The organism is Sphingomicrobium nitratireducens (genome assembly GCF_026157035.1).
Classification (GTDB): Bacteria; Pseudomonadota; Alphaproteobacteria; order Sphingomonadales; family Sphingomonadaceae; genus Sphingomicrobium; species Sphingomicrobium nitratireducens.
In genome coordinates, this window is sequence record NZ_JANJZA010000001.1 from 1,912,841 (window position 1) to 1,936,824 (window position 23,984).

Below are 23,984 nucleotides of genomic sequence, written 5' to 3' on the forward strand. Positions count from 1 at the left end.
CCGCCAGAACCGTTCGCTTCAATGACGCCTTGCGCGATGCGAACAAATATGGAACATTCTGGCGATCATGCTGACCAACATCTCGGTGCGCGGGGCGCGCGAACATAATCTCAAGGGTGTCGACATCGACATCCCGCGCGAAAGCCTGACGGTCATCACCGGCTTGTCGGGGTCGGGCAAGTCGAGCCTCGCCTTCGACACGATCTACGCCGAAGGCCAGCGCCGCTATGTCGAGAGCTTGAGCGCCTATGCGCGCCAGTTCCTCGAGATGATGCAGAAGCCCGATGTCGAACATATCGACGGCCTCTCTCCTGCTATCTCAATCGAGCAGAAGACGACCAGCAAGAACCCGCGCTCGACCGTCGCCACGGTCACCGAAATCTACGACTATATGCGCCTGTTGTGGGCGCGCGTGGGTGTCCCCTATTCGCCCGCGACTGGGCTACCGATCGAAGCCCAGCAAGTCAGCCAGATGGTCGACCGTACGATGGCACTGCCCGAAAAGTCGCGTCATCTGCTGCTCGCCCCCGTCGTGCGTGGCCGCAAGGGCGAGTATAAGAAGGAAATCGCCGAGTGGCAGAAAGCGGGCTTCACCCGCATCCGCGTCGACGGCGAGGTCTACCCGATTGACGAAGCACCCGCGCTCGACAAGAAGTACAAGCACGACCTCGAAATCGTGGTCGATCGCATCGTCATCAAGGATGGCATCGAGGCACGCCTCGCCGACAGTTTCGAGACCGCACTGAAGCTGTCGGGAGGCCTTGCCTATCTCGATCCCGTCGACCCGCCCGAGGATGCGGCGCTGACCTCGACCATGAAGCTCGAAAACGCGCCTCCGGGCCGCATCGTGTTCTCGCAGAATTACGCCTGCCCGGTTTCGGGATTCACCATCGCCGAGATCGAGCCGCGCCTCTTCTCGTTCAACGCGCCGCAGGGCGCCTGCCCCGCGTGCGACGGGCTGGGCCAACGGATGGAGTTCGACGAGGATCTTGTCGTTCCCAATCACGGCCTGTCGATCAAGAAGGGCGCGGTCGTGCCCTGGGCGAAGAGCCAGCCCCCCTCGCCTTATTACATGCAGGTACTCGGCAGCCTCGCGCGCGCGTTCGACTTCGATCTCGAGACCAAGTGGGCCGACCTGCCTGCCGAGGCGCGTGACGCTATCCTCTACGGCACCAAGGGCCGCCCCGTCGTGCTGCGCTTCGTCGATGGCCGGAAGAGCTACGAGGTCAAGAAGCCGTTCGAAGGTGTGATCGGTAATCTCGAACGGCGCCTGCGCACGACCGAAAGCGCGTGGATGCGCGAAGAGCTGGAGAAGTATCAGGCCGCCCATCCGTGCGAGACGTGCGGCGGCTCGCGCCTCAAGCCCGAAGCGCTGTCGGTCAAGATTGCGGGCGAGGACATCAGCCAGTCGGCGCGCCGCTCGGTCGCCGATGCGCGCGACTGGTTCCTCGGCGTCGAGGAGCATCTCACCGACCAGCAGAAGGAAATCGCGCGCGCGATCCTCAAGGAGATCAACGAGCGCCTCGGATTCCTCCACAATGTCGGGCTCGACTATCTCAACCTGGACCGCACCAGCGGCACGCTTTCGGGCGGCGAGAGCCAGCGTATCCGCCTTGCCAGCCAAATCGGTTCGGGCCTCTCGGGCGTGCTCTATGTGCTCGATGAGCCCTCGATCGGCCTTCACCAGAAGGACAATGACCGCCTCCTCGAGACTCTCCAGCGGTTGAAGAGCCTCGGCAACACCGTGCTTGTCGTCGAACATGACGAGGACGCGATCCGCACCGCCGACCATGTCATCGACATGGGACCGGGTGCCGGCGTGCGCGGCGGCGAAGTAGTCTGCGCGGGTACGCTCGACGAAATCTTGTCCTGCGAGGAAAGCCTCACTGCCGACTATCTGTCGGGCCGCCGCGAGATCGCGGTGCCGGCAAGGCGCCGCAAGGGCTCAGGCAAGAAGCTGACCGTCCACGGTGCGCGCGCCAACAATCTCGACGACGTGACCGCGTCTGTCCCGCTCGGCACGTTCTCCTGCATCACCGGCGTGTCGGGGTCGGGCAAGTCGAGCTTCACCATCGACACGCTCTATGCCGCGGCCGCACGTGCGCTCAACGGCGCACGCATCCTGTCGGGCAAACATGACAAGATCACCGGGCTCGAGCATCTCGACAAGGTCATCGACATCGACCAGTCGCCGATCGGGCGCACGCCACGCTCGAACCCGGCGACGTATACCGGGGCCTTCACCCAAATCCGCGACTGGTTCGCGGGCCTGCCCGAGAGCCGTGCGCGCGGTTACAAGCCCGGTCGCTTCAGCTTCAACGTCAAGGGCGGGCGCTGCGAGGCGTGCAAGGGCGACGGGCTGCTCAAAATCGAGATGCACTTCCTGCCTGACGTCTACGTGACGTGCGACGTGTGTCACGGCCAGCGCTACAATCGCGAGACGCTCGAGGTGAAATTCAAGGGCAAGTCGATCGCCGACGTGCTCGATATGACCGTAGAAGACGCAGTCGAATTCTTCAAAGCCGTCCCTGGCATCCGCGACAAAATGGCGATGCTGCAGAAGGTCGGACTTGGCTACATCAAGGTCGGCCAGCAGGCGACGACCTTGTCCGGCGGGGAAGCACAGCGCGTGAAGTTGGCGAAGGAGTTGTCGAAACGCGCGACGGGACGCACGCTCTACATTCTCGACGAGCCGACCACCGGGTTACACTTCGAAGATGTCCGCAAGCTGCTCGAAGTGCTCCACGCCCTTGTCGAACAGGGCAATACGGTCGTGGTGATCGAGCATAATCTCGATGTCATCAAGACGGCAGACCATATCCTTGATCTCGGTCCGGGCGGTGGTGTCAACGGGGGCCGGATCGTCGCTGAGGGGACTCCCGAAGCCATCGCCAAGTCAGATGCGAGCCACACTGGACACTACCTGCGGCCGATGCTGGCCAAGGCGTCACGTTCCAGCCAAACGAAGACGCTGGAGGCAGCGAAATAGTCAGCGTGGCGGCGCGATGACGGCGCACGCTACCCTAGCACCGGAGTCCCCCGACGGGTCGGTCCGGTAATCGTCGGCTCCTTCATGGATGACGAGTGCCGTTCCGTCGGCGTCGGCCATGTCCTCGATCGACACTCCGCCGATGAGGAACTGGGCCGTGGCACGACCTTGGTCGTCGACAGCGATATTGGAGAGATCCCCAAGATGCGCACCGGCGGGATTATCCCGACCATGCTGCTTGCCCGCGGGGTTCCAATGGCCGCCTGCGCTCTGGAAATCCGGGAATTCGCATACTCCGGATTCATGCAGATGAGCTGCATGCTGGCCCGGCAGTATCCCGTCCACATCCAAGCTGATCGTGACCCCGTTGGAATCTTGCGTCCAGCTGACGTTCCCGACAGTGGCTTCGATCCCGCTGAGCAATTTTGCCGAAGCCATCGAAGGTGGCGTCCCTTCGTTTGCGGTCGAACTTTTTTCGCATCCCGCAAGCACAGCGAAGAGCGCGATGGCGGTGCCGATGAAAACCGAATTTTTCATGGCTTGTCCTTAATTCCTTGCAAGAAACTCGACTTCGACCCGGCGGTTCTGTGCCTCCCGGACTCCATCGGCCGTTTGAATGAGAAGTTCACGTTCGCCTGCCGATCGAATGCTGAGCGCATCCCGCTTAAGCCCGCGTTCGACTAGCTCTTGTCGAACGGCCTCGGCGCGTTGCCTGGCGATTACTTCGTTCACGCTCGCTGAGCCCGAGCGATCGCTGTGGCCGACGAGCTTGATGCGAAGCTCCGGATTAGCGTTGGCTGCTTCGACGATTTGACCGAGCAATTCTTCGGCGTCCCGGTCGAGCCGCCTGCCGTCCCAGTCGAAAAAGAGGATGAAGGGGCCGGGAAGACCCTCTTTCGCCACGCACGCGTCCGTTCCACTGGTGCATGGTGCTACGTCGTCGTTCGCCATTTGCTGGGCCATGCCGGCCAGAACAGCGCTGATGATGAATATCGACATGGATCGCTCCCGACTGACTAGGACCGAGTATCGGCATGGTCGCCAGGTTCGCAACCATCAACATGTCGTGGGACAAAGAAAAAGGGCCGATCCGAAGACCGACCCTCTCTCTGTCGTTACCGACCGGTGGCCTTAGCCACGCTCCGGTTCCGGCTCCGGCTCAGGCGGAGGCGGCGGCGGCGGCGGCGGCGGGCACACTTCGGTCGCCAGAATCACCGAGCCATCGGGGCAGGTGATCGTCTCCGGCGGCGGAGGCGGCGGCGGCGGAGGCGGCGGCGGCGGCGGCGGCGGAGGCGGCGGCGGCGCGAAGTTGAAGATCAAGCTCGCGAGGAGGCTGTGCGATCCCCAACCGTTGCTGTCGAGGCCGATGTCCGTGAACGGAAGTTCGCCCGTCGTATTGTACTGGAAGTCGCCGGTGCGGAAGTAGCGATACTTCAGGCCGACATCCATGTTCGGGCTGACCGCCTTGCGGATACCCGCAATGAGCTGCCAGGCGTGCGTGCCGTCGGTGTCGGTGAAGTCGACGACCGCCGGAATGTCGATCGTGTGCTTGACGCGCGCCAAGCCGAAACCACCACCGATGTAACCCGACCAACCGTCATCGTCACCGAAGTCGAGGAGGAGGTTGATCATGCCCGAGTAGACGGAGCCATGACCGGCAATGTCCTCGAACGGACCGACCTGCCCGATCGGCAGCGGCGAAATCAGGATTTCGTCGAGGCCCGCACGCTTGTAGCCCAGTTCGGCTTCAGCGCGGATCATACCGAAATCGTAACCTGCGATGAGGTCGACATCGTAACCCATGTCGTAGCTCACGACTACGCCATTGGCTTCATCGACCAGAATCGGATCGTCTTCAACTTGAAGGATAGTGGCTGCGAGGTCGAGTTCAGTGTCCTCGACGATCATGGCGCCGCCTTCGATCCCCACGTACCACGACTTGTCGCGAGCGACAGCCGGAGTTGCGAGCATCGTCGACGCAAGCGCCACCGAGATGGCCAGCTTCCGCATATTGATATCCCCTTTCAAACGCGTCCTAGGTAAGAACTGCTTGAACACCTTATGAGCGACGCGGTTTCCGCGCAAGAAGGAGATCGTTACGGCCTGTTGCCAAAATGCCGCACTATTTCGAAGGGAATTTGCTAAACAGTTGCCCTCGTTGGCAAACTTTGACGGCGACGCGAACTAAGCTCCAATCAGACCATGTTCGGCCAAGCGGGCAATGATCGTTTCAATCGCGATCCGCGCTTCTACATCGACCACCGCGCCCCCCGACGGAGAGTCGACTGCCGCACCGCGCGCACCCACGATCTGGCTCCCCGTATAGTCCTCGAGGACGCCTCTCAGTCGATCGCTTTCCCAGCTGCCACCGACATGTTTCCAATAACCGCCGGATGAAGGATCGAAGGCGCGCGTTCCTGAAGGAGGGACGACAAATCGCCATCCGCCAACGGCGGCCATCGCCAACATCCCGTCGCGCCCCGTCCAGTCGCCCGAGGCACCGGATCCGATCAGGAAGCAACTGCCTTCGACGGGACTGGCTGGAGGAGTGGCCTGCGGGGGTCCGACAACCTCGGGGTGCAAGAGCATCTCAATCGCCTCGATGGCTTCATTGTGGGCGATCTCCTTCTGCAACTGCCCCGGTACCAGCAGCGGAAGCGCAAGTCGCGCGGTCTTGGTCATAAGATCACTCCTGAGGGATAAGGATACTGGTGAGATGCGAGCGCCCTTGCTCGCCGACGAAACACACCGAGACGGTAGAATTGGATGCCGACGTGGGCGGGAGTAATGCGGGGTCGATGACGACGCTGGCCTCGAAGGTAGAGACCGTCGCGACCCCGGCTTCCGAACTGATGATCACTTCGTAGGACCAGGAGGACTCGCCAATTCCAGCGTCCAATCCGTCGATCCAAGCCCAGCCCTGACGGCTTCTTGGCGTCCAATTGACAGCAAGCGAGCCGTCGGCTTTCCAGGATGCCTCGAGGTTGGCAGGACGCGGCGGCTTCCACCTTTCCCCGGCGAAGATCATTTCAACGGGAATTGCGTCTTCATCGGCCAGCCCTTCGGGCCGCAGTGTCATGGTCGACCCGACGCGCTCGATTGGAAGGGCTAGTGTTACAACTCTCCCCGGTTCGACCATGGCGAATGGCTCCCCGATCGAGTGGGACGCCATGGCCCAGTCCGTGCCCCGGTATCCGCGGATCAGACCTTTCAGGACGAAGCGGCCTTCCCCTTGCGGAAGCGCCTGAGCGAACTGAATCAGCTCGCTGCCAAGTAGCGCGATGTTCGCTCCCCCCAGCAGGTCGCTTTCGGTCGCGGATTGAAGCCAGTGCCGCGGATCGATAAGCTGAACCTCGACGGAACTCTGGCGATCGATCACGCAAAACTGTCCGCTATCTTCCAGCGCGCCCAGCGCAACCCCGGAAACGCTCTGTGTCGCTGCGCTACTCAGGACTGTCGTCGAGCCGTCGAGGTCCAACGACAATGGAACGGGCTTCCACCCGGGACTTTCCGTCGCCGCCGCGACGACATGCGTTGAGCCCGACCCATCGCCAAGGTCTGGTATCTCGAACAATGCCACCTGCGTGGGTGCGAGGACGATATCTGGATTGGGCGCGATCCTCCCCGCGTCGGAGGGAAGCGTGTCGACATTCGATGGAAACCCTGCCCGCGATCCGATGACGATGACGACACCTCGCTCGGTCTCGACGTCGATCGCGGCCCACTGAACACCTTGCCACGCGAAGTGATCGCCGGGGCGCAGCCCCATGAAGCCGGGCCCGAGCCTCAGTCTGACCTTCTCGCGCTCGCGAAAGGCACGCGAAAGGATGTTCTGGGCAGCAGCACGCGCTTCTTGGGAAGTCGTCACGAGGGGCGCGTCGACCCTGACTTCCAGGCGCCCCGCCCCGGATCTTCGCATCTCCAGCGATCGAGTGAATCCATTCGGATCCGGCCCGGGTCTTGCCGAAGCCCCTCCCCGCAAGGATGAGCCAAGTCCGCCAATCGCCCGGTGGCGGCCGCTGCCCTTCGGCGGCCCATGGTTCGAACCAGTGGGCAAGGACCCGTGCTTGGGATGCCGTCAGATCGAACGGAAGTCCGGGTCGTGGCAGCACGCCATCGCGCTGCCCGTCGCCCGCTTCGGGCGGACGGCTTGTGGCCATGGTGCTTTCCTTCCGACCAGCCCCTCCCCGATTTTCAGCGGCTTTCGATAGTCATTCTCTCCAAATGGAAAGGGCCGGCGACGCGTCTGCGTCCCGGCCCGTCGGCGACCCGAGCGCCCCGTCGCTCGATTCGCAATTCTTCATGCTTCACTTATGTACCCAAACAGCGTGACGATGTCAAGTATTTTTTACCGTTCTGGTTATTTCAAGCGGTCGAGAGGGAACCGGAAGTGGACTTGAAGTCCGCTTATCGCCCATTCGCGCTCGACCCCCCCTTTGAGCTGCCGCACGACAGACATCTCAACAAGATCGGTTCCGAAGCCCAGATCGCCGCGCTCGTGATCCACGGCCGGGCCGCCCTGCTCTACCCAGTCGACCACCAACGTGTCGTCACGTTTCGCCATTCGGACGGAAACGCGCCCCCCTTCGCATGACAGGGCGCCGTACTTGACCGCGTTTGTCGCGAGTTCGTGAAAGGCAAGGGCCAGCGGGGTTACCGCCTTCTCGCCGACCTCGACATCGTCACCTTCGATCAGGACTCGCGGCTCGCCATCCTCCGCATAGGGCGCGAACAGGTCGTTGAGGAGCGACGACAACTGCGTGCGCTGCGCCGGCTCGTCGCTGATCGGCCGGACGTAATTATGGGCCCGGCCGAGCGCTGCGATGCGATCGCTCAACTTGGCCGTCACGCCCTTGATTTCCGGGTTCGCGCGCGACGCGAAGCTGACGAGGCCGGAAACCACCGAGAAGATGTTCTTGATCCGATGGCTCAACTCCCGCGACAGGAGCTGCTGGCTTTCGATCAGGAGCCGCGTGTCGTGGATGTCGGTGCAGGTGCCGAACCAGCGAACGATTTCTGCATTCCGGTTTCGAACGGGAAGGCCGCGCGCCAATGCCCAGCGATATTCGCCGTCGTGGCGGCGCAGTCGGTACTCGACCTCGTAGGGTTCACCGCTCTCGACCGCTTCCGCCCAGACCCGCGCCGCCCTTTCGGCGTCGTCGGGGTGCAGCGCCTGGGTCCAGGCATCGCCGTAATGCTGGCCCTCGGAGCCGCCGGTAAACTCGTACCAGCGCGCGTTGAAATAGTCGGGCTGCCCCTCGCCGTCGGTCGACCACGCCATTTGCGGGATGGCGTCGGCAAGGACCTCGAAACGTTCCTCGCTCTCGCGCAGCGCGCGCGTCGCCTCGTCCGCGTCCTCGCGACTTTCCAGCTCGCGCCGCCGTGCGGCCAGCCTGCGCATGACCGCGTTGGCTAGGACTTCGAGCCCCTGCCGCTGCAATGACGTCAGCCGTTCGCGCGGTTCGGGCGAGATGACGCACAGCGCGCCGAGCGGCGCCCCTTCCTCGCTGATCAGCGGCGCGCCTGCATAGAAGCGGATGTGAGGTGGCCCGGTGACCAGCAGGTTTGCCGCAAAGCGCGGGTCCTGTGCCGCGTCCGGCACGACCATCACCCGTTTGCCCAACATCGCATACTGGCAGAAACTCTGCCCGCGCGGCGTCTCGCACACATCGATCCCGGTCCGGCTGAGGAACAGCTGGCGCGATTCCTCGACGAGGGACACCAGCGCGGTCGGGACTTCGCAGAGGTTGGCGGCGAAATCGGTGATCGCGCGCAGTTCGTTGTCGCCGTCGAGCGTCTCGAGATCGTAGAGATCGAGCACGCGCCGGCGTGCGGCCTCGCCGCCCGCGGAATCGACATAGATCGGATCGATCGAGGTCGCGGCGGGCATACCGGCAAAAGGAGCGCTGCGTTTCATTACGCATGCGCTACGGCCATCGGGTTGAACTCACAACCCTTTTTGACGGAATGCTTCCCTGGATCAGTAACCCATCAGGGCCAGCACTTCCCGCCGGCTGCGTTCGTCCTTGCGGAACGTGCCCATCATCCGGCTGGTGGTCATCATTACGCCCGGCGTGTTGACGCCGCGCGCGGTCATGCAGGCATGGCTCGCCTCGATGACCACCGCCACCCCCTGCGGCTCAAGATGGTCCCAGATGCAGTCGGCGACCTGCGCCGTCAGTCGTTCCTGCACCTGCAGCCGGCGCGCGAACCCGTGCAGCACGCGCGCGAGCTTCGATATGCCGACCACCTTGTCGTTCGGAAGATAGGCGATCGACGCCTTGCCGATGATCGGCGCCATATGGTGTTCGCAATGCGACTGGAACGGAATGTCCTTCAGGAGCACGATTTCGTCATAGCCGCCCACTTCCTCGAACGTGCGCGACAGGTGGTGCGACGGGTCCTCTTCGTAACCCTTTGCATATTCCTTCCACGCGCGCGCCACCCGCGCCGGCGTGTCGAGTAGACCCTCGCGGTCGGGATCGTCGCCTGCCCAGCGAATGAGCGTCCGTACCGCCTCGGCGACGTCGGTCGGGACCGCGATCTTCTTGGGCGGTGCCACGAGGTCGCCATCGACGGGAGTGTTGGCCATGGAATCCTCAGATTTCATAATCAGGATGGTCGAGCGCCTTGCGGCGGCGCGCGGTATCGTTGAGGTTTTCGAGAAGGTTGCTGGTCGTGCGCACGAACAGGCCGGGGACGAGGGCGTGGACGAGGCACAGCACCCCGCCGCCTATCATCAGCAGTCCCAGCCGCGCCGCGCCGGAGCCGTGCTCGCCCCAGCTCATCCCGATGTTCCTGGGATGGTCCTGGAAAAGGCGATCGAACATGTCTCTCTCCGCGGCGAAAAATGGTGGCCCCGGCAGGACTCGAACCTGCGACCTGCGGTTTAGGAAACCGTCGCTCTATCCGGCTGAGCTACGGAGCCGTCCCTGCCCCCATATGGGGGATGAGGCGCGCAATCAATCGCCCAGCGGTGCAATTGCCCTGCGGTGCTGCAACACGGGGATGCGCGAACGCACCTCGTCGATCCGGGCGAGATTGATGTCCGCGAACGCCACACCCGGCCGATCCTCCATGTCGAGGAGGATTTCGCCCCATGGGTCGATGACGAGGCTGTGGCCGTAGGTTTCGCGCCCGTCCTCGTGCTTTCCGACCTGGGCGGCAGCGATCACGAACAGTTCGGCCTCGATCGCACGCGCACGCTGCATGACTTCCCAGTGCGCCTTCCCGGTCGGGACGGTGAATGCGGCCGGGATGGCGATGACGTCGGCGCCCGCTTCGGCAAGACGCGCGAACAGTGCCGGGAATCGAAGGTCGTAGCAGATGGCCAGCCCCAGTGAGCCGACTGGCGTTCCCTTGACGAGAGTCGGCGCTTCTCCGCGCTGGTAGGTCGCCGATTCACGCCAGCTTTCGCCGGTCGGCAGGTCGACGTCGAACAGGTGCATCTTGTCGTAGCGTCCGCGAATTTCGCCTGTAGCGTCGATCACCAGGGCGCGATTGACGAACTTGCCGTTCTCGCCCTCCAGCGCAAGCGAGCCGAGATGCACCCAGAGACCGCGGCGCGCGGCGGCCTCGCGGACGCGCGCCAGCAGCGGGTCGTCCGCTTCGCTGCGCACCGATCGTGCCGCCCGTTGGGAATTGCCGTCGAGCAAGCCGGACATTTCGGGCGTGAACAGCATCGCCGCGCCGCCGGCTGACGCTTCCTCGATCGCTCGCTCGAGCGCCTCGGCGTTGCGCTGGGGGTCGATCCCCGTCGTCGCCTGGAACAGCGCGATACGCGTCATCAGGCGGCCTTCAATCTCGGATCGAGTTTCCCGTCCATCTCGAGCGAGAACAGGTCGTCGCATCCGCCGACATGCTCGCCGTCGATGAAGATTTGTGGCACCGTCGTGCGGCCATGCGCGCGCTGGATCATTTCCTCCCGTTTCTCGGGCATCGAGTGCAACTCGTATTCGACATACTCGACCCCTTTCATGTCCAGCAGCCGCTTCGCGCGGATGCAGTAGGGACAGGTCGCTTTCGTATAAATCTCGACGGTAGCCAAAACATCACTCCGGTTACGTGTTCGTTGCTTCCCTAACGCGCCAGACGCCGCGGGCGAACCACCCTTGCCCACAAATTCGCCTCGACCCGTCGCGCACCGCCCTTGAGCAAGGCGCGTGCGCACGCTTCGAGGGTGCTTCCGCTCGTTCTGACGTCGTCGACGAGGATTACCGTCCGTCCTTCGATGCGGGATCGATCGACGACGGCGAAGGCGCCGCGGACGTTCTTGTGCCGCTGGGCCGGGGTCATGTCCGTCATCGGGCGCGTCGCACGCGTGCGTTCGAGCACGAACGGATCGTTCTCGAGCCCGCTGCGCCGCGACAGTTCGCGGGCCAGCAACGCCGCCTGGTTGAAACCGCGCTGCCACAGCCGTCCGCGATGGAGGGGAACAGGCACCAGCAACGCATCGCGATCCGCACCTTCCAGCGAACGCGCCATCGGCGCCGCCATCGCCTTGGCGAGTGCCACGCGCCGTCCGTATTTCAGCTTCAGCGCCAGCGCGCGGCTCGTCTCGCCGTACCGTGTCGCGGCGGACGTCGCCTCGATCAGCGGCGGATCGCTTTCGCACGCAAGGCACTGGTCCTGCTCGGTCGCCTCGAGCGGCATCGCGCAACGCGTGCACCCGCTCGTCCCGATCCAGTCAATGGACGTCCAGCACGCGCTGCAGAAACTGCCGGCATGCTCGACGATCTCGCCGCACGAGGCACAGCGCGCCGGGAGGGCAAAATCGAGCAGGCCGCGCCCGAGGCGCCCGAAAAGCGACGACAACATCCCCTCTTGTGACCTACCTCGCGACACGCCACAAGCCGCCCGATGTCCGGACCGTTCGATCTCGACCTTCGCCGCAAGAGGCGCGATCGCGCCGCCAGGAAGGGATCCGTCACCTACCTCTACGACCGCGCGCTCGAAGACCTGGTCGATCGGCTCGACATGGTCCGGCGGGACTTCCCACGCGCCCTCCTTGTCGGCTGCCCCGATCCGCGCCTCGCCGAGCGCCTCGCATCCAGGGTCGGTCGGCTCGACGTTGTCGATCCGTCGCTCGAGATGGCGCAGGCAGCATGCGGCGTCGCCTGCGACGAGGAAGCACTCGACGTCCAGCCCGGGAGTTACGATCTCGTCGTCAGTCTCGGCCTTCTGGCGGATGCCAACGACATTGCCGGCGCCTTGCTTCGAATGCGCTTCGCCCTGGCGAAAGACGGACTTCTCCTCGGCGCACTTGCAGGCGGCGACAGCCTGCCTGCGCTGCGCACCAGCATGGCGTCGGCCGACGCGATCATCGGTCGGGCGTCGCCGCGCATCCATCCGCGGATCGACCCGGCAGGGCTGACGCGTCTCCTGTCGCAAGCTGGGTTCGCGATGCCTGTCGTCGACATCGATCGCGTCACCGTACGCTTCGGGGGATTCGACAGTTTGGTGGCCGATCTTCGCGGTATGGGCGCGACCAACACGCTCGTGGAACGATCCCGCCGCCCGCTGGGCAAACAGGCCCTGCAAGCCGCTCGCAACACCTTCGCGCGCCTGGCGGACGAGGACGGGAAAACGCCCGAAACGATCGAGATTCTCTATTTCACCGGTTGGCGCGACGCAGACGGATGACCCGTCATTAACCTTTCGTCATGCCGACTTGTTAAGGTTAGTTGCCTTAATCTGCCCGGCGTGGACCAAGACCGGAAGGAGGGTGGCGTGCTCGCTATCCGAAACTTTTTGCATACCCTGCGCAAGGACAGGCGCGGGGCTACAGCGATCGAATACGGGTTGATTGCCGCACTCATCGTCATAGCGATGATGGGAGGCCTCCAAGCCATGGGCGGCGGTTCTGCCGGCATGTGGGGCGGCCTCGACAACGACCTGAAGAACGTCATGTAGAAGGGCGAGGCCCCGGACAGGCCCCGCCCTCGCATTGTTCTTCTCGCGCCTAGCGTGTGCCGTAGACGACGACCTTGACCTTTTGACCGGGGGTCAGGCGACTGCTGCTCGACAGGCTGTTGAGCACCATAAATCGGTCGACCTGGTAATCGCGATAAGCCATCCGGCTCGCCAGCGACTGGATCGTGTCACCCGACTTGACCGTGACGACGTCGATCACGCGCGGACGGATTGCCGACGCCTCGCTCGCGCTGATGCGGCGGAAGCTGTCGATCATCGACGCGAACGGCTGCAACCCCGCTCCCGCCTGCGTCAGCGTGGCGAAGTGGTAGGCCGTCCCATTGTCCCATTGGTAAGCCATCACCGACAGGTCGACCGCGCCATTGCCGGTGTTGACCCGCGCGGTCGTGTAGGCAGCCGGGAGCCCGTTGATCGTCGTATGGCGCGGCTGGGGGATACTGACCTGCGCCTGGTTCCCGACGATGCTCTGGATGACCTGTCCGACGTAGGAATCGAGATTGCCGTTCATGCGGCCGCCCGAGAACAGCGCCTGCCCGCTCGATCCCGCAATGCTGACCTGCCGCGTCCCGTTCTGCATGCGGAACCCCGTCGGGATGGTGAACTGCATCTTCAGGTCGGGATGGGTGAAGGTGCGACCTTCGATGATGCCCTGCTCGGGATCGTCGTCCATCACCATCCCGTCGATCGCACCGAGGAACTGGTCGCGGTTGCGGATTCCGCCCTGCCCCGGCGATTGCCGTGCAAGGTCGGCCGCGCGCGCCGTGCGATTTTCGCTCAGCGGGTGCGTTCGGGCCCATTCGGGGGTGGAACGCCCGCTATTGCCCTGGATGCGTGCATCGAGAGCGGTTGACGCGCCGAGCGAGGCGAGCATCGAGGCGCTGGCGTTCGGATCGTAGCCGGCCGCGCCCATGTAGCGGATACCCAGCGTGTCGGATTCGTATTCCTGGTCTCGACTGTAGCTCAGCGTGTTGAGCTGGGCATATTGCATCGCGCCCTTGGCCAGAAGGTCGCCGACGCCGCTATTGCCGCCCAGAACGCCGCCGACGATTGCGCCGAGCGCACCGAGGATGGAGTTCTGCTGGGCCTTGGCTTGGCGCGCTTGGCTATGGTCGGCCGCGATATGTCCGACTTCGTGTCCGAGCACGAACGCGAGTTCGGCCTCGTCGTCCATCAGCCCCATCAGCTGGCGGGTCACGTAGACCTTTCCGCCGGGAATCGCGAACGCGTTCTCGACGGCCGAGGAAAGAAGCGTGAAATCGTAGGCGGCAGCCGCGTTGGGGGTACCCGAATGGACCGCGACCTTGTCGCCGACCATTTCGACATAGTTGCCTCGCGCGCCGGTCACTTCGCCACCGAACTCCGCGATCACCTGGCTGTGCTGCTGTGTCGCCGTTTGCGCTTCGCGCTGGGAAATCCCGGGATCGGCCGGCGGCGCGGTCATGCAGGCGGCCAGGGCCAGCGACGAACCGGCGGCGAGGATCAGGGTGGAAAGACGCATCGAATACCTCCGCGAGACAGACGGGGGCGGATGATCCGCCCCTTTCGACGCCCCAACGGCGCCGCGCTCGTTTCGGTTCCGGTTTTCCGGATCAGGCGATGGAGAGAAATTTCTCGCGGCGCTGGTGCAGAAGTTCTTGGCTGCTCAACGCGCCGAGCGTGTCGAGTTCCTCGACGATCGCCCGCTTGAGGCTCGCGATCGCCTTGCCCCGATCGCGGTGCGCGCCGCCGAGCGGCTCCTTCACGATCCGATCGACCACGCCGAGTTCCTTGAGGTGCTTGGCCGTGATTCGCATCGCCTCGGCCGCATCCGCTGCCTTGTCCGCGGTCCGCCACAGGATCGAGGCGCAGCCTTCGGGCGAGATCACCGAATAGACTGCATGCTCGTACATCAGGACGCGATTGGCGGCGGCGATCGCCACCGCTCCGCCCGAGCCCCCTTCACCGACGATCGTCGCGACCATCGGCACCTTGAGGCCAAGGCACTGCTCGGTCGAACGCGCGATGGCTTCCGCCTGTCCGCGTTCCTCCGCCTGTACGCCCGGAAAGGCGCCCGGCGTGTCGACCAGGCTCACCACTGGCAGCCCGAAATCGTCCGCCAACTGCATCAGGCGGATCGCCTTGCGATAGCCTTCCGGCTTGGCCATCCCGAAATTATGCTTGAGGCGGCTCGCGGTGTCGTCGCCTTTCTCGTGACCGATCAGCATCACGCGGCGCCCGTCGATCCGCGCCAGACCGCCGATGATTGCCGCGTCGTCGGCAAAGGCACGATCGCCCGCCAGCGGCATGAAATCCTCGGCAAGCCCTGCGACGTAGTCCTTGAAATGCGGGCGGCTTGGATGGCGCGCCACCTGCGCCTTCTGCCACGGCGTCAGCTTGCCGTACGTGTCGCGCAGCATCTTCTTGGATTTCACCTCGAGACGCCGGATTTCCGTGTCGAGGTTCACTTCACCGCCCTCGGCGGTGGCCTTGAGTTCGGCGACGCGCGATTCCAGTTCGGCGATCGGCCGTTCGAAGTCGAGATAGCTCATCATCTTGGGTTCGGCGGGTAGAGCGGCCCTCGCGCGGCGTCAATCGCCGCGACGCGCAAGCGGGTGTCTCGCATTGACAAGTTCCACCAGTCGCGAGGCGTCGACGTGCGTGTAGATCTGGGTCGTCGCGATATCGCTGTGCCCCAGCAACGCCTGCAAGGTGCGCAGATCCGCGCCTCCCGAGAGAAGATGTGTCGCAAAGGCGTGGCGAAGGACGTGCGGGCTAACCCGGTCCGGCGCGATTCCGACGTCCGCCGCCATCGCGCGCACGATCTGGAACAGGCGCACGCGCGAAAGATGCGCCTTTCCGCCGGGAAACAACCATTTTCCGCCCGGGTGGACCGCATCCCATGCGGCGATCGCTGCGTGCGCACGGTCGGAGACGGGGACCAGCCGCTCCTTGCCGCCCTTGCCCGCCAGGATCAGGAACGGACTTCCGGGACGTACGCCGCGCCGCGGGAGCGACACCAGTTCGCTCGCGCGCAGGCCCGACCCGTAGAGCAGTTCGAGAAGGGCGAGATTGCGCAGCGCAACGGGTCGCTCGCCTTGCGCCTTCTCGGCCGCGCCCTCCAGCATCCGCTCCACTTCGTCGGGATCGAGAATCCGCGGCAACGGGCGGCTGAGCTTGGGCCGCGGAAGGGTCGACGAGGGATCGTCCGAGCGAAATCCTTCATCGAAGAGGAAGCCATAGAAACGGCGCAGCGCCGCCGAACGCCGCGCGACCGTCGAGGCGGCAAGATCGGACCATTGCTCGCCGAGCGACTTCAGAGCCTCGACGCTTGCCGACGACACCGGCCCGCCCAGCGCCTTGCGGGCCGCTTCCAGATCGGCGCGGTAGGCGAGCAATGTGTTGCGCGCCGCCCCCGCCTCGGCGGCGAGCATGTCGAGGAAGCGATCGATCAGCGCCGCGTCGTCGCTCACGTCCTCGACATCAACTCCGCAGCAATCATCCGGGCTAGATAGTCCTGTCCGGTACGCCGCAGCGCGGTCAGCGCGTGGAAGAGATAGAGCGGCGAGAGGTTCTCGGGATCCTTCGTCTGCATCGTCATCGCGGTCATCAGCATCGCCGTTGCCGCCTCGCGCCGAGCCGATGCCCCGTCGATCGCCTTGGTCGCCTTGGTATGCCGCTGCAGTCCGAGCTCCAGCCGCGCGTTGAAGGCCCCGGTCGCCTCGGGATCGATGCGGCCCAGCCCGGCCAGCGCGGCGACAAGCAGTTTGGACTTGATCTGGTCCTTGCTCTCGTCGCGCCCCACGAAATCGGAAACGCGGTCGCGCGTGGTGTCGACACGCGCGGGATTCTCGACCCCCACCGCGAGCATCGCCCAGGACGCATCGGCGTCATCCTCGTCCATCTCCGCGATCACCGGCAGCCAGCGTGCCGCCTCGCGGTCCAGACCGGCTGCGAACATCGAGGCGATCAGCGACGTCGCGTCGTCCTCGAAATCGGTCGACGGCGTGATACGCGACGCCGCACGCGCTGTCGCCGCCCAGGACGCCAGAAGCTCGAGATCGCTGGTCGCCCCGAGATTCCACAGCGCCCGCATCGACTCGATACGCCCTTCGGGTTCGGCCGCGACGAAGGCACGGCGCAGCGCAAGCGCGTCGCTCCCTGCCAGCGCGTCCGCGTCGCTGGCGTCGTAAACGAGCGAATAGACATCCGTCAGCGCCTGACCCGAGAACACGCCCAGTCCGGTCGCGACCCTCGCCGACGCCAGGCGGTGCTGCGCCGAGAGTAGCGGCGCACGCGCGTGCCAGGCGATCATCTGTGGGCTCGACGCGCGCAGCAGCCGGTCGGGGATTTCCATCCCCGTCGCGCTCGCCAGCCCGAACCGCCACGCGGTCATCCGGTCGACCGGATCCCATTCGATGGTCACCGCGCGCGCGGTCGAGGAGCCTGCGCCGACCAGTTTTTCCGCCAGGGAAAGGTCGATCCCGCCGACCGGTCCGCGGCGCCGGGCGCGACTGATCGCGTCCGCGGCGACTTCGGGCTGGCCGGCCAGTGCGGCACAGATCGCCCGGACCAGCGGCTCGGCGCGCGGTTCGGCTCGGTCGAGCGCACCGGGCACCGGGCAGATCGCGGCCATGTCCGATGTGGCCAATGCGACCTGCGTCGCAACCTGCGCCATCTTCGCATCGTAAGCGCTGCGCGGAACGCCGCCGATCAGCAGCCGTGCCGCATCCGCCTCCCCCATGCGCAGCAACAGCCACGCGCGTTCGGCAGCCCAATCCGCATCGTCGAGGCTTTCGGGCGCGGGCCCGTCCGCCATCAGTGCATTGCGCAGCCCGATATGCGCCCAGCGGGAGGCTAGTGGCGCATCCATCCGACGCAGGGCAATCTTCGCGAAACGCCCCTTGAGCGCGCCCCACGGTTCTTCGCCGAAACCACCGATCCCCGTCGACAACGAGAAGCGCTCCGAAGAGGATGACGAATCGTCTGCCTCTTCCTCGTCTTCGAGATCGAATTCCTCGTCTTCGGCGTCCGCGTCTTCCGCGTCTTCGTCCTCGAATTCGTCGGCGGACGGGGCCGGCGCGGGACGAGGCGACGGCGCCGGTGCAGGCGCAGGCGCAGGCGTAGGAGCAGGTGTTTCGTCGAAGCCGGGCGGCAGGAGCGATTCGGGTCGATCCTGCGCCATGCCGGCGCCGGCGACGCCAATCAGCGCAATCGCCGCGACCTGGACGAGAAATCGCTTACGCATCGCCCGCGTCGTCCGCCCCTTCGCTCATGTCGACATCGACTTCGACCGGCGCGGTCGGCTGCGGTTCGGGCGCGTTCGAGAGGTAGAAGAGCCCACCTACGACGAGAACGAGCAGCAAAACGAGAATCAGTACCGGGCGCGACATGAAGGCCTCTTTCGCAAAATTGATTTTTCGGGCTTTTGCCCCAGCAAGTCGTCACAGTATAGCCCCTAGCCATGCCTCACCCGCTGACAAGACGCCTCGACAAGCCCATCGTCCTCGTCGGACTGATGGGAGCGGGCAAGTCGACGGTCGGGCGAAGGCTCGCGCGCAGGCTCGGCCTGCCCTTTACCGACAGCGACGCGGAAATCGAGGATGCGGCGGGTCTTTCGGCGGCCGAAGTCTTCGAACGATATGGCGAAGATGATTTTCGCGACGGCGAGAGACGGCTGGTTGCGCGCCTCATCGACGGGAGCGTCGGCGTGATCGCGACCGGGGGCGGCGCCTACGTCGACCCGGACACGCGAAAGCTCCTGAACGAACGGGCGATTACCGTCTGGCTCGACGCCCCAGTGGACGTCCTTGCAGAGCGCACGGGACGCCGCGACACGCGCCCGCTCCTTCGCGACGGCAACCGCGCCAAGACCCTCGCCAAGCTCGACGAGGAACGCCGCCCGCTGTACGCTGAGGCACATCTCCATGTGATCAGCAATGAACAGGCCCATGGCAAGGTGGTCGAGGAGATCATAGAGGCAGTCGAGGAACATCTGGGCGCCTGATGAGCAAGACGCCCATCTTCGTCGGCGCCCTGCGCGACCATGCGGAACGGCTGGAAGAGCTGGCCGACGGCGCGCCCCTTCCCGTCATCACCGATGCGCACATCTGGCGACTTCACGGCAAGGCGCTCGAAGACCTGCTCCCGGTCGACCCGATCATCGTGACGCGGGGCGAAGCGGCAAAGAGCTGGACCGAACTCGAAACACTGCTCCACGCCTTGACCGCTCGAAACCATCCGCGCCAGCGCCCCGTCGTCGCATTCGGCGGCGGCTCGGTCGGCGATCTCGCGGGCCTCGCTGCATCGCTCTACCGGCGCGGCTGCCCCGTCATCCAGCTTCCGACCACGCTCCTCGCGCAGGTCGACAGCGCTGTCGGCGGCAAGACCGCGATCGACTTCGCCGGCCGGAAAAACATGGTCGGCACCTTCCACGACCCCGCGCTCGTGATTGCCGATCCCGTATATCTCACCACCCTCGACCCGCGCGCATTTCGTGCGGGGATCGCCGAGATCGTCAAATATGGAGTGATCGGCGACGCGGAGTTCTTCGCCGCTCTCGAACGCGGCATGGAAGCGCTCGCCTCGGCCAATCTCGACACCTGCGCCGATGCCATCCGCTATTGCCTCGCCGCCAAGCAATACACCGTCGCCGACGATCCTCGAGACCAGACCGGACGCCGCGCCCTCCTCAATTTCGGCCACAGCTTCGGCCATGCGATCGAGGCGGTGGCGGGCCTCGGCGAACTCAATCACGGCGAGGCGGTCGCGGTCGGTATGATGCTCGCCGCTCGTTATTCCGCAGCCGTCGGCCATTGCGATCCCGCGATCGTCGAGCGCCTCGGCCAGCTCCTCGCGCGCGCTGACCTCCCGCTCCGGCTCAGCGAAGTCGGCCTCGCTGGCAAGGGCGAGCGACTGCTGGACCCGATGCGCGGCGACAAGAAGAACCGCGACGATCGCGTGACGCTGATCCTGCTTCGCGCCATCGGCGACGCCTTCGTCTCGCCCGACGTCGAACCTGATCGTCTCGCCGCCTTCCTGCGCGACGCGGGCTAGTCGTCTTCCGGCAAGGACCGCTCGGCGGAGAACATGCGCTCCTTGGCGGCATGGAGATCACCCGTCTCGCTCTGGCGTTCGAGCCGTTCCTCGTCGCGGTCGCGATAGGCTTGCTCGACCCGCTCCGCCTCCGGCGCGGAGACGCCGAGTTCTTCGAGCGCGGTGCGCCCCATCAACACCGCGCTCTCGAACAGTTCGCGCACCACTCCCGAAAGATCGATCCCGTCGAGCTCGATGAGATGCCGCCGGTCGAACGCGCGCACGAACACGGCCGCCTGCGGAAAGGCTTCGAGCACGTTCCCGAGCTGCTCGGCAGTCGGGCCCTTGCCGTCCTGGCAGAACAGGATCGCCCTGGCTTCGTCCGCGCCCGCAGTCCTCAGCAAATCGAGCCGCGTGCCGTCGCCGTAATAGACCTTGGTTCCGAATTCCTCCGACAGCTCGATCTGCGCCGTCTTGCTGTCGATCAGCGTAACTCCGAACTTCTTGGCCATCAGCATCTGCGCGACCGTCTGTCCGAAGCGCCCGTAACCGACCACGATGACGCTCCGCCTGGGCGCACGTTCGGGACCCTCCGGCCCGTCGCCGGCTTCTGCCTCGCGCGCTTCCATCCGCTCGATCAGCATCATCAGGAAGGGGGTCGTCGCCATGGTCAGGGTGATGACCGCACCGAAGGTCGAGACCGCTTCCGGCAGGATGAGCTGCGCCTGCTGCGCCTGCGTCAGCAGCACGAAACCGAATTCACCTGCCTGGCTGAGCAGCAAGCCGAGCCGCAAGGCGGGTCCCTTGGCCATGCCGAACGCCCGGCCAAGCCCGAAAATGATCGCCCCCTTCACGAGAACGATACCGGCTGCCACCCCCGCGATCAGCAGCGGCCGCTCGGCAATCGCACCAAGGTCGAGCAACATGCCTACCGACAGGAAGAAGAAGCCCAGCAGGATCGAGCGGAATGGCTCGACATCGCTTTCGAGTTCGTGCCGGTAGGGACTTTCGGCAAGCATCACACCCGCGACGAACGCGCCCAGCGCTGTCGACAGGTGGAGCGCGTGCATCAAGGAGGCCGCCGCAATGACCGTGAACAGTCCCGCGACCACGAACAGTTCGCGTTCCCCGATCTTGCCGATCAGGCGGAAGAAGGGATTGATGACGAACCGGCCGGCAAGGATCAGCGCGATGATCGCACCGACCGTGTAGAGCGCCAGCATCACGCCCGACGGATCGTTGGGGTCGGCCGGCGCGCGCGACAGCGCCGCGATGATCGTGATCATCGGCACAATCGAGATGTCCTGGAGGAGCAGCACCGAGAAGGCCCGCTCGCCATGCGGCTGGTGGAGCTCCCCCGTCGAGCGCAGCATCGGCAGCACCTGCGCGGTCGACGACAGGCCGAGCGGCAGGCCGATCGCAAGGCTCGCCTCGATCGAGAAACCGAGGACGAAGTGGATCAGCGCTGCGAGCGCCAAGCCGCAGGTCACGACCTGGGTAATTCCCAGCCCGAAAATGTCGCGCCTCAGCCGCCACAACCGGCTGGGATGAAGTTCGAGCCCGACTATGAACAGCAGCAGTGCGATACCGAATTCGGACACCGCCATGATCGATTCCGCATTGCCCACCAGTCCGAGCAGCCCCGGGCCGATGACCGCACCACCGACGATATAGCCGAGCGTCGCCCCCAGTCCCGCCTTGCGGAACAGGGTCACGAACAGAAGCGCCGCGCCGAGCATGATCGCGGCATCGACCAGCAGCAGGCCGGTCGCTTCGGCGTGGCTCGCTGCCGTGTCCTCAATCGTCACGCGTCGCCTCCTTCATCGCATCCGCCAAGGCTTCGAACGGCAGCAGTACCGCGCCGTGCCGCCCCGGTCGCTCGCGCGCGGGTTCGAGCCGGTCGATTTCTGGCCATGGTCCTGCATCGTCGCTTTTCCCCGCAAGCCAGGCCCGCAACGCGGCAAGCGCCTGCTCGATCCCGGCGAGTGATTGTCCGGCAGCATGACGCGTCATCAGGGTCGTCGCCGCTTGACCGTACGCGCATGCCTCCGGCTCGACTGCGATCAAAGAGACCTTACCGTCCTCGACCGCCAGATCGAGCTTTAAGACCGCTCCACACGTCCGGCTGCGACGCTCGACGCGCGCATCGGGCACCTCGAGCCGGCCATGATGCTCCTGCCCCGCGGCAAGCCGCAGGATGTCCTTGGTGTAAGGGGCGCTCAGGCCCTGCGCCACGTCGTCCCGCCCGGCCCGTCCTCGAGGAGGATGCCGTCGGCCATCAGCTCGTCGCGAATGCGGTCGGCGGTGGCGAAGTCGCGAGCCTTCTTGGCCGCTGCCCTCGCCTCGATCTTCGCCTTGATGTCCGCCGCATCGTCAGTGCCGCCCTGGAACCATTCGCTCGCAGTACGCCCCAATAGCCCGAGCAGCGTCCCGCTAGCCTTGAGCGCGGCGGCGTCCTCGATTGCCGACAGGCGCGACAATGCGAGCGGCGTATTGAGATCGTCTTCGAGCGCCTCCACGACCTGCGCATCGGGCTCGCCCACCTCTGCGTCGCCGACCTTACGGTAGAGACCGTCGAGCGTCGCCTTGGCCTGCTCGACCAGCGCATTCGTCCACGGCAGCGGCTGGCGGTAGTGCGCCGTCAGCAATGCAAAACGCAGCGTCTCGCCGTCATGGCTCTCGAGCAGCACCTCGGGCGTCACGACGTTGCCGAGCGACTTGGACATCTTCTCCGCGCCCATGTCGACGAAACCGTTATGCACCCAGTAGCGCGCGAGCGGCGCACCATGGGCGCAGCGGCTCTGCGCGATCTCGTTCTCGTGATGCGGGAAGATGAGGTCGAGCCCGCCACCATGGATGTCGATCGTCTCGCCCAGATGCGCACGGATCATCGCCGAACACTCGATATGCCAACCCGGGCGCCCGCGTCCCCACGGACTGTCCCAGCCGATGACATTCTCGTCGCTCGGCTTCCAAAGCACGAAATCGGCCGGATCGCGCTTGTAGGGAGCGACCTCGACGCGCGCGCCCGCGATCATCTCGTCGCGGTCGCGGCGCGACAGCACGCCATAATCGGGATCGCTCGCCACCGAGAACAGCACGTGGCCCTCCGCCTCGTAGGCGTTGCCCTTCTCGACCAGCGCCTCGATCATCGCGACCATGGGCGCAATCTCGTGCGTCGCGTGCGGGGCGAGGTGCGGCGGCCGCACACCGAGCGCGCCCATGTCGGCAAGGTAATACTCTTCGAACCGCTGGGTCACGACCGACGGGTCGACACCTTCCTCGCGCGCCGTGGCGATGATCTTGTCGTCGATGTCGGTGATGTTGCGCGCATAGACGACATGGTCCGCGCCGTAGCGATGTTCGAGCACACTCCGCAGAAGGTCGAAGATCACAGCGGGGCGCGCGTTGCCGATATGCGCCCGCCCGTAGACGGTGGGCCCGCAGACATACATCGTGACGCGCTCGGGATCGGCAGGCACGAATTCGCGCTTCTCGCGCGCCATCGTGTCGTGAAGACGGATCACAGCTCGTCCTCCCGCACCACCTCGACGAAATCGACCACCGCGCGCGTGCTGGCATTCAGGAGCGGGAAGGTCTGGCTGTCGGTCATCCAGTCGGGACGATCAGCCTCGGGGCCGTAGGTGAAGTCGGTAACGAGATTGGCGAGCAGGAACACGATCGTCGCCGCCAGCAGGCCCTTGATGATCCCGAATCCGCCGCCCAGCAGGCGGTCGATCGGTCCGATGATCGAGCGGCGCGTCTTGCCACCGATCTTGCGCGCCACCAGTTTCACGATGACGTAAGTCGGCAGGAACAAGAGTGCGAACGCGAGGATCGCCGCGCCGGCATCGGTGCCGACACCGGGCTCCAGCGTCGCGGTCAGCGGCGCATGGAACGTCTTCAGCGCAAGGATCGCAGCGACCCAGGCGAACAGGGTCAGCACCTCGTGCACGAAACCGCGCACGAAGCCGAGGAGGCAACCGCCGCCGAGCAGCAGGATCACGAAAATGTCGAGTGCAGTCATCGCGCTTCGGCTAGCGAACCGTCG

At 65.1% G+C, this 23,984-nt stretch carries 25 protein-coding genes and 1 tRNA gene; 5 read left to right on the top strand and 21 right to left on the bottom strand.

The annotated features are described in order from the left end of the window. Positions 1–67: 67 nt before the first annotated feature. On the top strand, positions 68–2,989 hold the full coding sequence (uvrA, locus tag NNY25_RS09725; protein ID WP_265571170.1) for an excinuclease ABC subunit UvrA: 2,922 nt from the start codon (positions 68–70) through the stop codon (positions 2,987–2,989). Here the strand turns inward: uvrA and NNY25_RS09730 are convergent, their stop codons facing one another. From NNY25_RS09730 to NNY25_RS09790, 12 genes are all read right to left on the bottom strand, one after another. Continuing rightward, positions 2,990–3,526 (bottom strand): superoxide dismutase family protein, encoded by a 537-nt coding sequence (locus NNY25_RS09730; RefSeq protein ID WP_265571171.1) that lies wholly within the window; start codon positions 3,524–3,526, stop codon positions 2,990–2,992. A 9-nt stretch (positions 3,527–3,535) separates the two neighbouring features. Beyond that, positions 3,536–3,988, bottom strand: a complete 453-nt coding sequence (locus NNY25_RS09735) for an OmpA family protein (protein WP_265571172.1) — start codon at positions 3,986–3,988, stop codon at positions 3,536–3,538. A gap of 132 nt (positions 3,989–4,120) precedes the next feature. Beyond that, on the bottom strand, positions 4,121–4,999 hold the full coding sequence (locus NNY25_RS09740; RefSeq protein ID WP_265571174.1) for an outer membrane protein: 879 nt from the start codon (positions 4,997–4,999) through the stop codon (positions 4,121–4,123). A 174-nt stretch (positions 5,000–5,173) separates the two neighbouring features. Further along, positions 5,174–5,671: a DUF2793 domain-containing protein gene (locus NNY25_RS09745; protein ID WP_265571176.1), complete on the bottom strand. Its 498-nt coding sequence runs from the start codon at positions 5,669–5,671 to the stop codon at positions 5,174–5,176. Between the two features lie 4 nt (positions 5,672–5,675). Beyond that, entirely contained in the window at positions 5,676–6,908 is a 1,233-nt protein-coding gene (locus tag NNY25_RS09750; protein ID WP_276591671.1) for a GTA baseplate fiber-binding domain-containing protein, read from the bottom strand. 441 nt (positions 6,909–7,349) lie between these two features. Next, positions 7,350–8,906, bottom strand: coding sequence for a PAS domain-containing protein (locus NNY25_RS09760; protein ID WP_265571178.1), 1,557 nt, complete (start codon positions 8,904–8,906; stop codon positions 7,350–7,352). A 63-nt stretch (positions 8,907–8,969) separates the two neighbouring features. Next, the gene (gene folE, locus NNY25_RS09765; RefSeq protein ID WP_265571179.1) at positions 8,970–9,581 is read right to left on the bottom strand and encodes a GTP cyclohydrolase I FolE; all 612 of its coding nucleotides are present in this window, start codon (positions 9,579–9,581) and stop codon (positions 8,970–8,972) included. Positions 9,582–9,588: 7 nt separating this feature from the next. Then, positions 9,589–9,819, bottom strand: a complete 231-nt coding sequence (locus tag NNY25_RS09770) for a DUF6356 family protein (RefSeq protein ID WP_265571181.1) — start codon at positions 9,817–9,819, stop codon at positions 9,589–9,591. A gap of 21 nt (positions 9,820–9,840) precedes the next feature. Further along, positions 9,841–9,917: transfer RNA gene (locus tag NNY25_RS09775), tRNA-Arg, on the bottom strand. Between the two features lie 34 nt (positions 9,918–9,951). Further along, positions 9,952–10,776 carry a carbon-nitrogen hydrolase family protein gene (locus tag NNY25_RS09780; protein ID WP_265571183.1) on the bottom strand — a complete coding sequence of 275 codons (825 nt, stop codon included), beginning with the start codon at positions 10,774–10,776 and terminating at the stop codon, positions 9,952–9,954. Then, positions 10,776–11,036, bottom strand: a complete 261-nt coding sequence (gene grxC / locus NNY25_RS09785) for a glutaredoxin 3 (protein ID WP_265571185.1) — start codon at positions 11,034–11,036, stop codon at positions 10,776–10,778. Before grxC ends, NNY25_RS09780 begins: the two co-directional genes overlap by 1 nt. Before the next feature lie 32 nt (positions 11,037–11,068). Further along, positions 11,069–11,806 (bottom strand): ComF family protein, encoded by a 738-nt coding sequence (locus NNY25_RS09790; protein ID WP_265571186.1) that lies wholly within the window; start codon positions 11,804–11,806, stop codon positions 11,069–11,071. Between the two features lie 42 nt (positions 11,807–11,848). Between NNY25_RS09790 and NNY25_RS09795 the strand changes: the two genes are divergently transcribed. Continuing rightward, positions 11,849–12,631 (top strand): class I SAM-dependent methyltransferase, encoded by a 783-nt coding sequence (locus NNY25_RS09795; RefSeq protein ID WP_265571187.1) that lies wholly within the window; start codon positions 11,849–11,851, stop codon positions 12,629–12,631. Between the two features lie 87 nt (positions 12,632–12,718). After that, positions 12,719–12,901 (top strand): Flp family type IVb pilin, encoded by a 183-nt coding sequence (locus tag NNY25_RS09800; RefSeq protein ID WP_265571188.1) that lies wholly within the window; start codon positions 12,719–12,721, stop codon positions 12,899–12,901. A 49-nt stretch (positions 12,902–12,950) separates the two neighbouring features. On the opposite strand, the gene NNY25_RS09805 is transcribed toward NNY25_RS09800, so the two are convergent. From NNY25_RS09805 to NNY25_RS09825, 5 genes are all read right to left on the bottom strand, one after another. Beyond that, positions 12,951–14,420 (bottom strand): M48 family metalloprotease, encoded by a 1,470-nt coding sequence (locus NNY25_RS09805; protein WP_265571189.1) that lies wholly within the window; start codon positions 14,418–14,420, stop codon positions 12,951–12,953. 91 nt (positions 14,421–14,511) lie between these two features. Then, a complete protein-coding gene (locus NNY25_RS09810; protein WP_265571191.1) occupies positions 14,512–15,453 on the bottom strand; it encodes an acetyl-CoA carboxylase carboxyltransferase subunit alpha in 942 nt (313 codons plus the stop codon). A 36-nt stretch (positions 15,454–15,489) separates the two neighbouring features. Then, on the bottom strand, positions 15,490–16,332 hold the full coding sequence (locus tag NNY25_RS09815; RefSeq protein ID WP_420854358.1) for a tyrosine-type recombinase/integrase: 843 nt from the start codon (positions 16,330–16,332) through the stop codon (positions 15,490–15,492). Between the two features lie 35 nt (positions 16,333–16,367). After that, entirely contained in the window at positions 16,368–18,146 is a 1,779-nt protein-coding gene (locus NNY25_RS09820; protein ID WP_265571194.1) for a hypothetical protein, read from the bottom strand. After that, positions 18,139–18,291 carry a hypothetical protein gene (locus NNY25_RS09825; protein ID WP_265571195.1) on the bottom strand — a complete coding sequence of 51 codons (153 nt, stop codon included), beginning with the start codon at positions 18,289–18,291 and terminating at the stop codon, positions 18,139–18,141. Before NNY25_RS09825 ends, NNY25_RS09820 begins: the two co-directional genes overlap by 8 nt. Before the next feature lie 71 nt (positions 18,292–18,362). On the opposite strand from NNY25_RS09825, the gene NNY25_RS09830 reads away from it, so the two are divergent. Both NNY25_RS09830 and aroB read left to right on the top strand, forming a co-directional pair. Beyond that, positions 18,363–18,905 (top strand): shikimate kinase, encoded by a 543-nt coding sequence (locus tag NNY25_RS09830; protein ID WP_265571197.1) that lies wholly within the window; start codon positions 18,363–18,365, stop codon positions 18,903–18,905. After that, the gene (gene aroB, locus NNY25_RS09835; protein WP_265571199.1) at positions 18,905–19,954 is read left to right on the top strand and encodes a 3-dehydroquinate synthase; all 1,050 of its coding nucleotides are present in this window, start codon (positions 18,905–18,907) and stop codon (positions 19,952–19,954) included. The genes NNY25_RS09830 and aroB overlap by 1 nt, the downstream gene beginning before the upstream one ends. Here the strand turns inward: aroB and NNY25_RS09840 are convergent. The 4 genes from NNY25_RS09840 to NNY25_RS09855 are packed head-to-tail and all read right to left on the bottom strand — an operon-like array spanning position 19,951 to position 23,960. Beyond that, positions 19,951–21,741, bottom strand: coding sequence for a cation:proton antiporter domain-containing protein (locus NNY25_RS09840; RefSeq protein WP_265571201.1), 1,791 nt, complete (start codon positions 21,739–21,741; stop codon positions 19,951–19,953). The genes aroB and NNY25_RS09840 overlap by 4 nt on opposite strands. Further along, positions 21,731–22,168: an iron-sulfur cluster assembly scaffold protein gene (locus NNY25_RS09845; protein WP_265571202.1), complete on the bottom strand. Its 438-nt coding sequence runs from the start codon at positions 22,166–22,168 to the stop codon at positions 21,731–21,733. Before NNY25_RS09845 ends, NNY25_RS09840 begins: the two co-directional genes overlap by 11 nt. Further along, complete coding sequence (cysS, locus tag NNY25_RS09850; protein WP_265571203.1) at positions 22,153–23,460, bottom strand: cysteine--tRNA ligase; 1,308 nt, start codon at positions 23,458–23,460, stop codon at positions 22,153–22,155. Before cysS ends, NNY25_RS09845 begins: the two co-directional genes overlap by 16 nt. Next, positions 23,457–23,960, bottom strand: coding sequence for a CvpA family protein (locus NNY25_RS09855; protein WP_265571205.1), 504 nt, complete (start codon positions 23,958–23,960; stop codon positions 23,457–23,459). Before NNY25_RS09855 ends, cysS begins: the two co-directional genes overlap by 4 nt. Between the last annotated feature and the right edge of the window lie 24 nt (positions 23,961–23,984).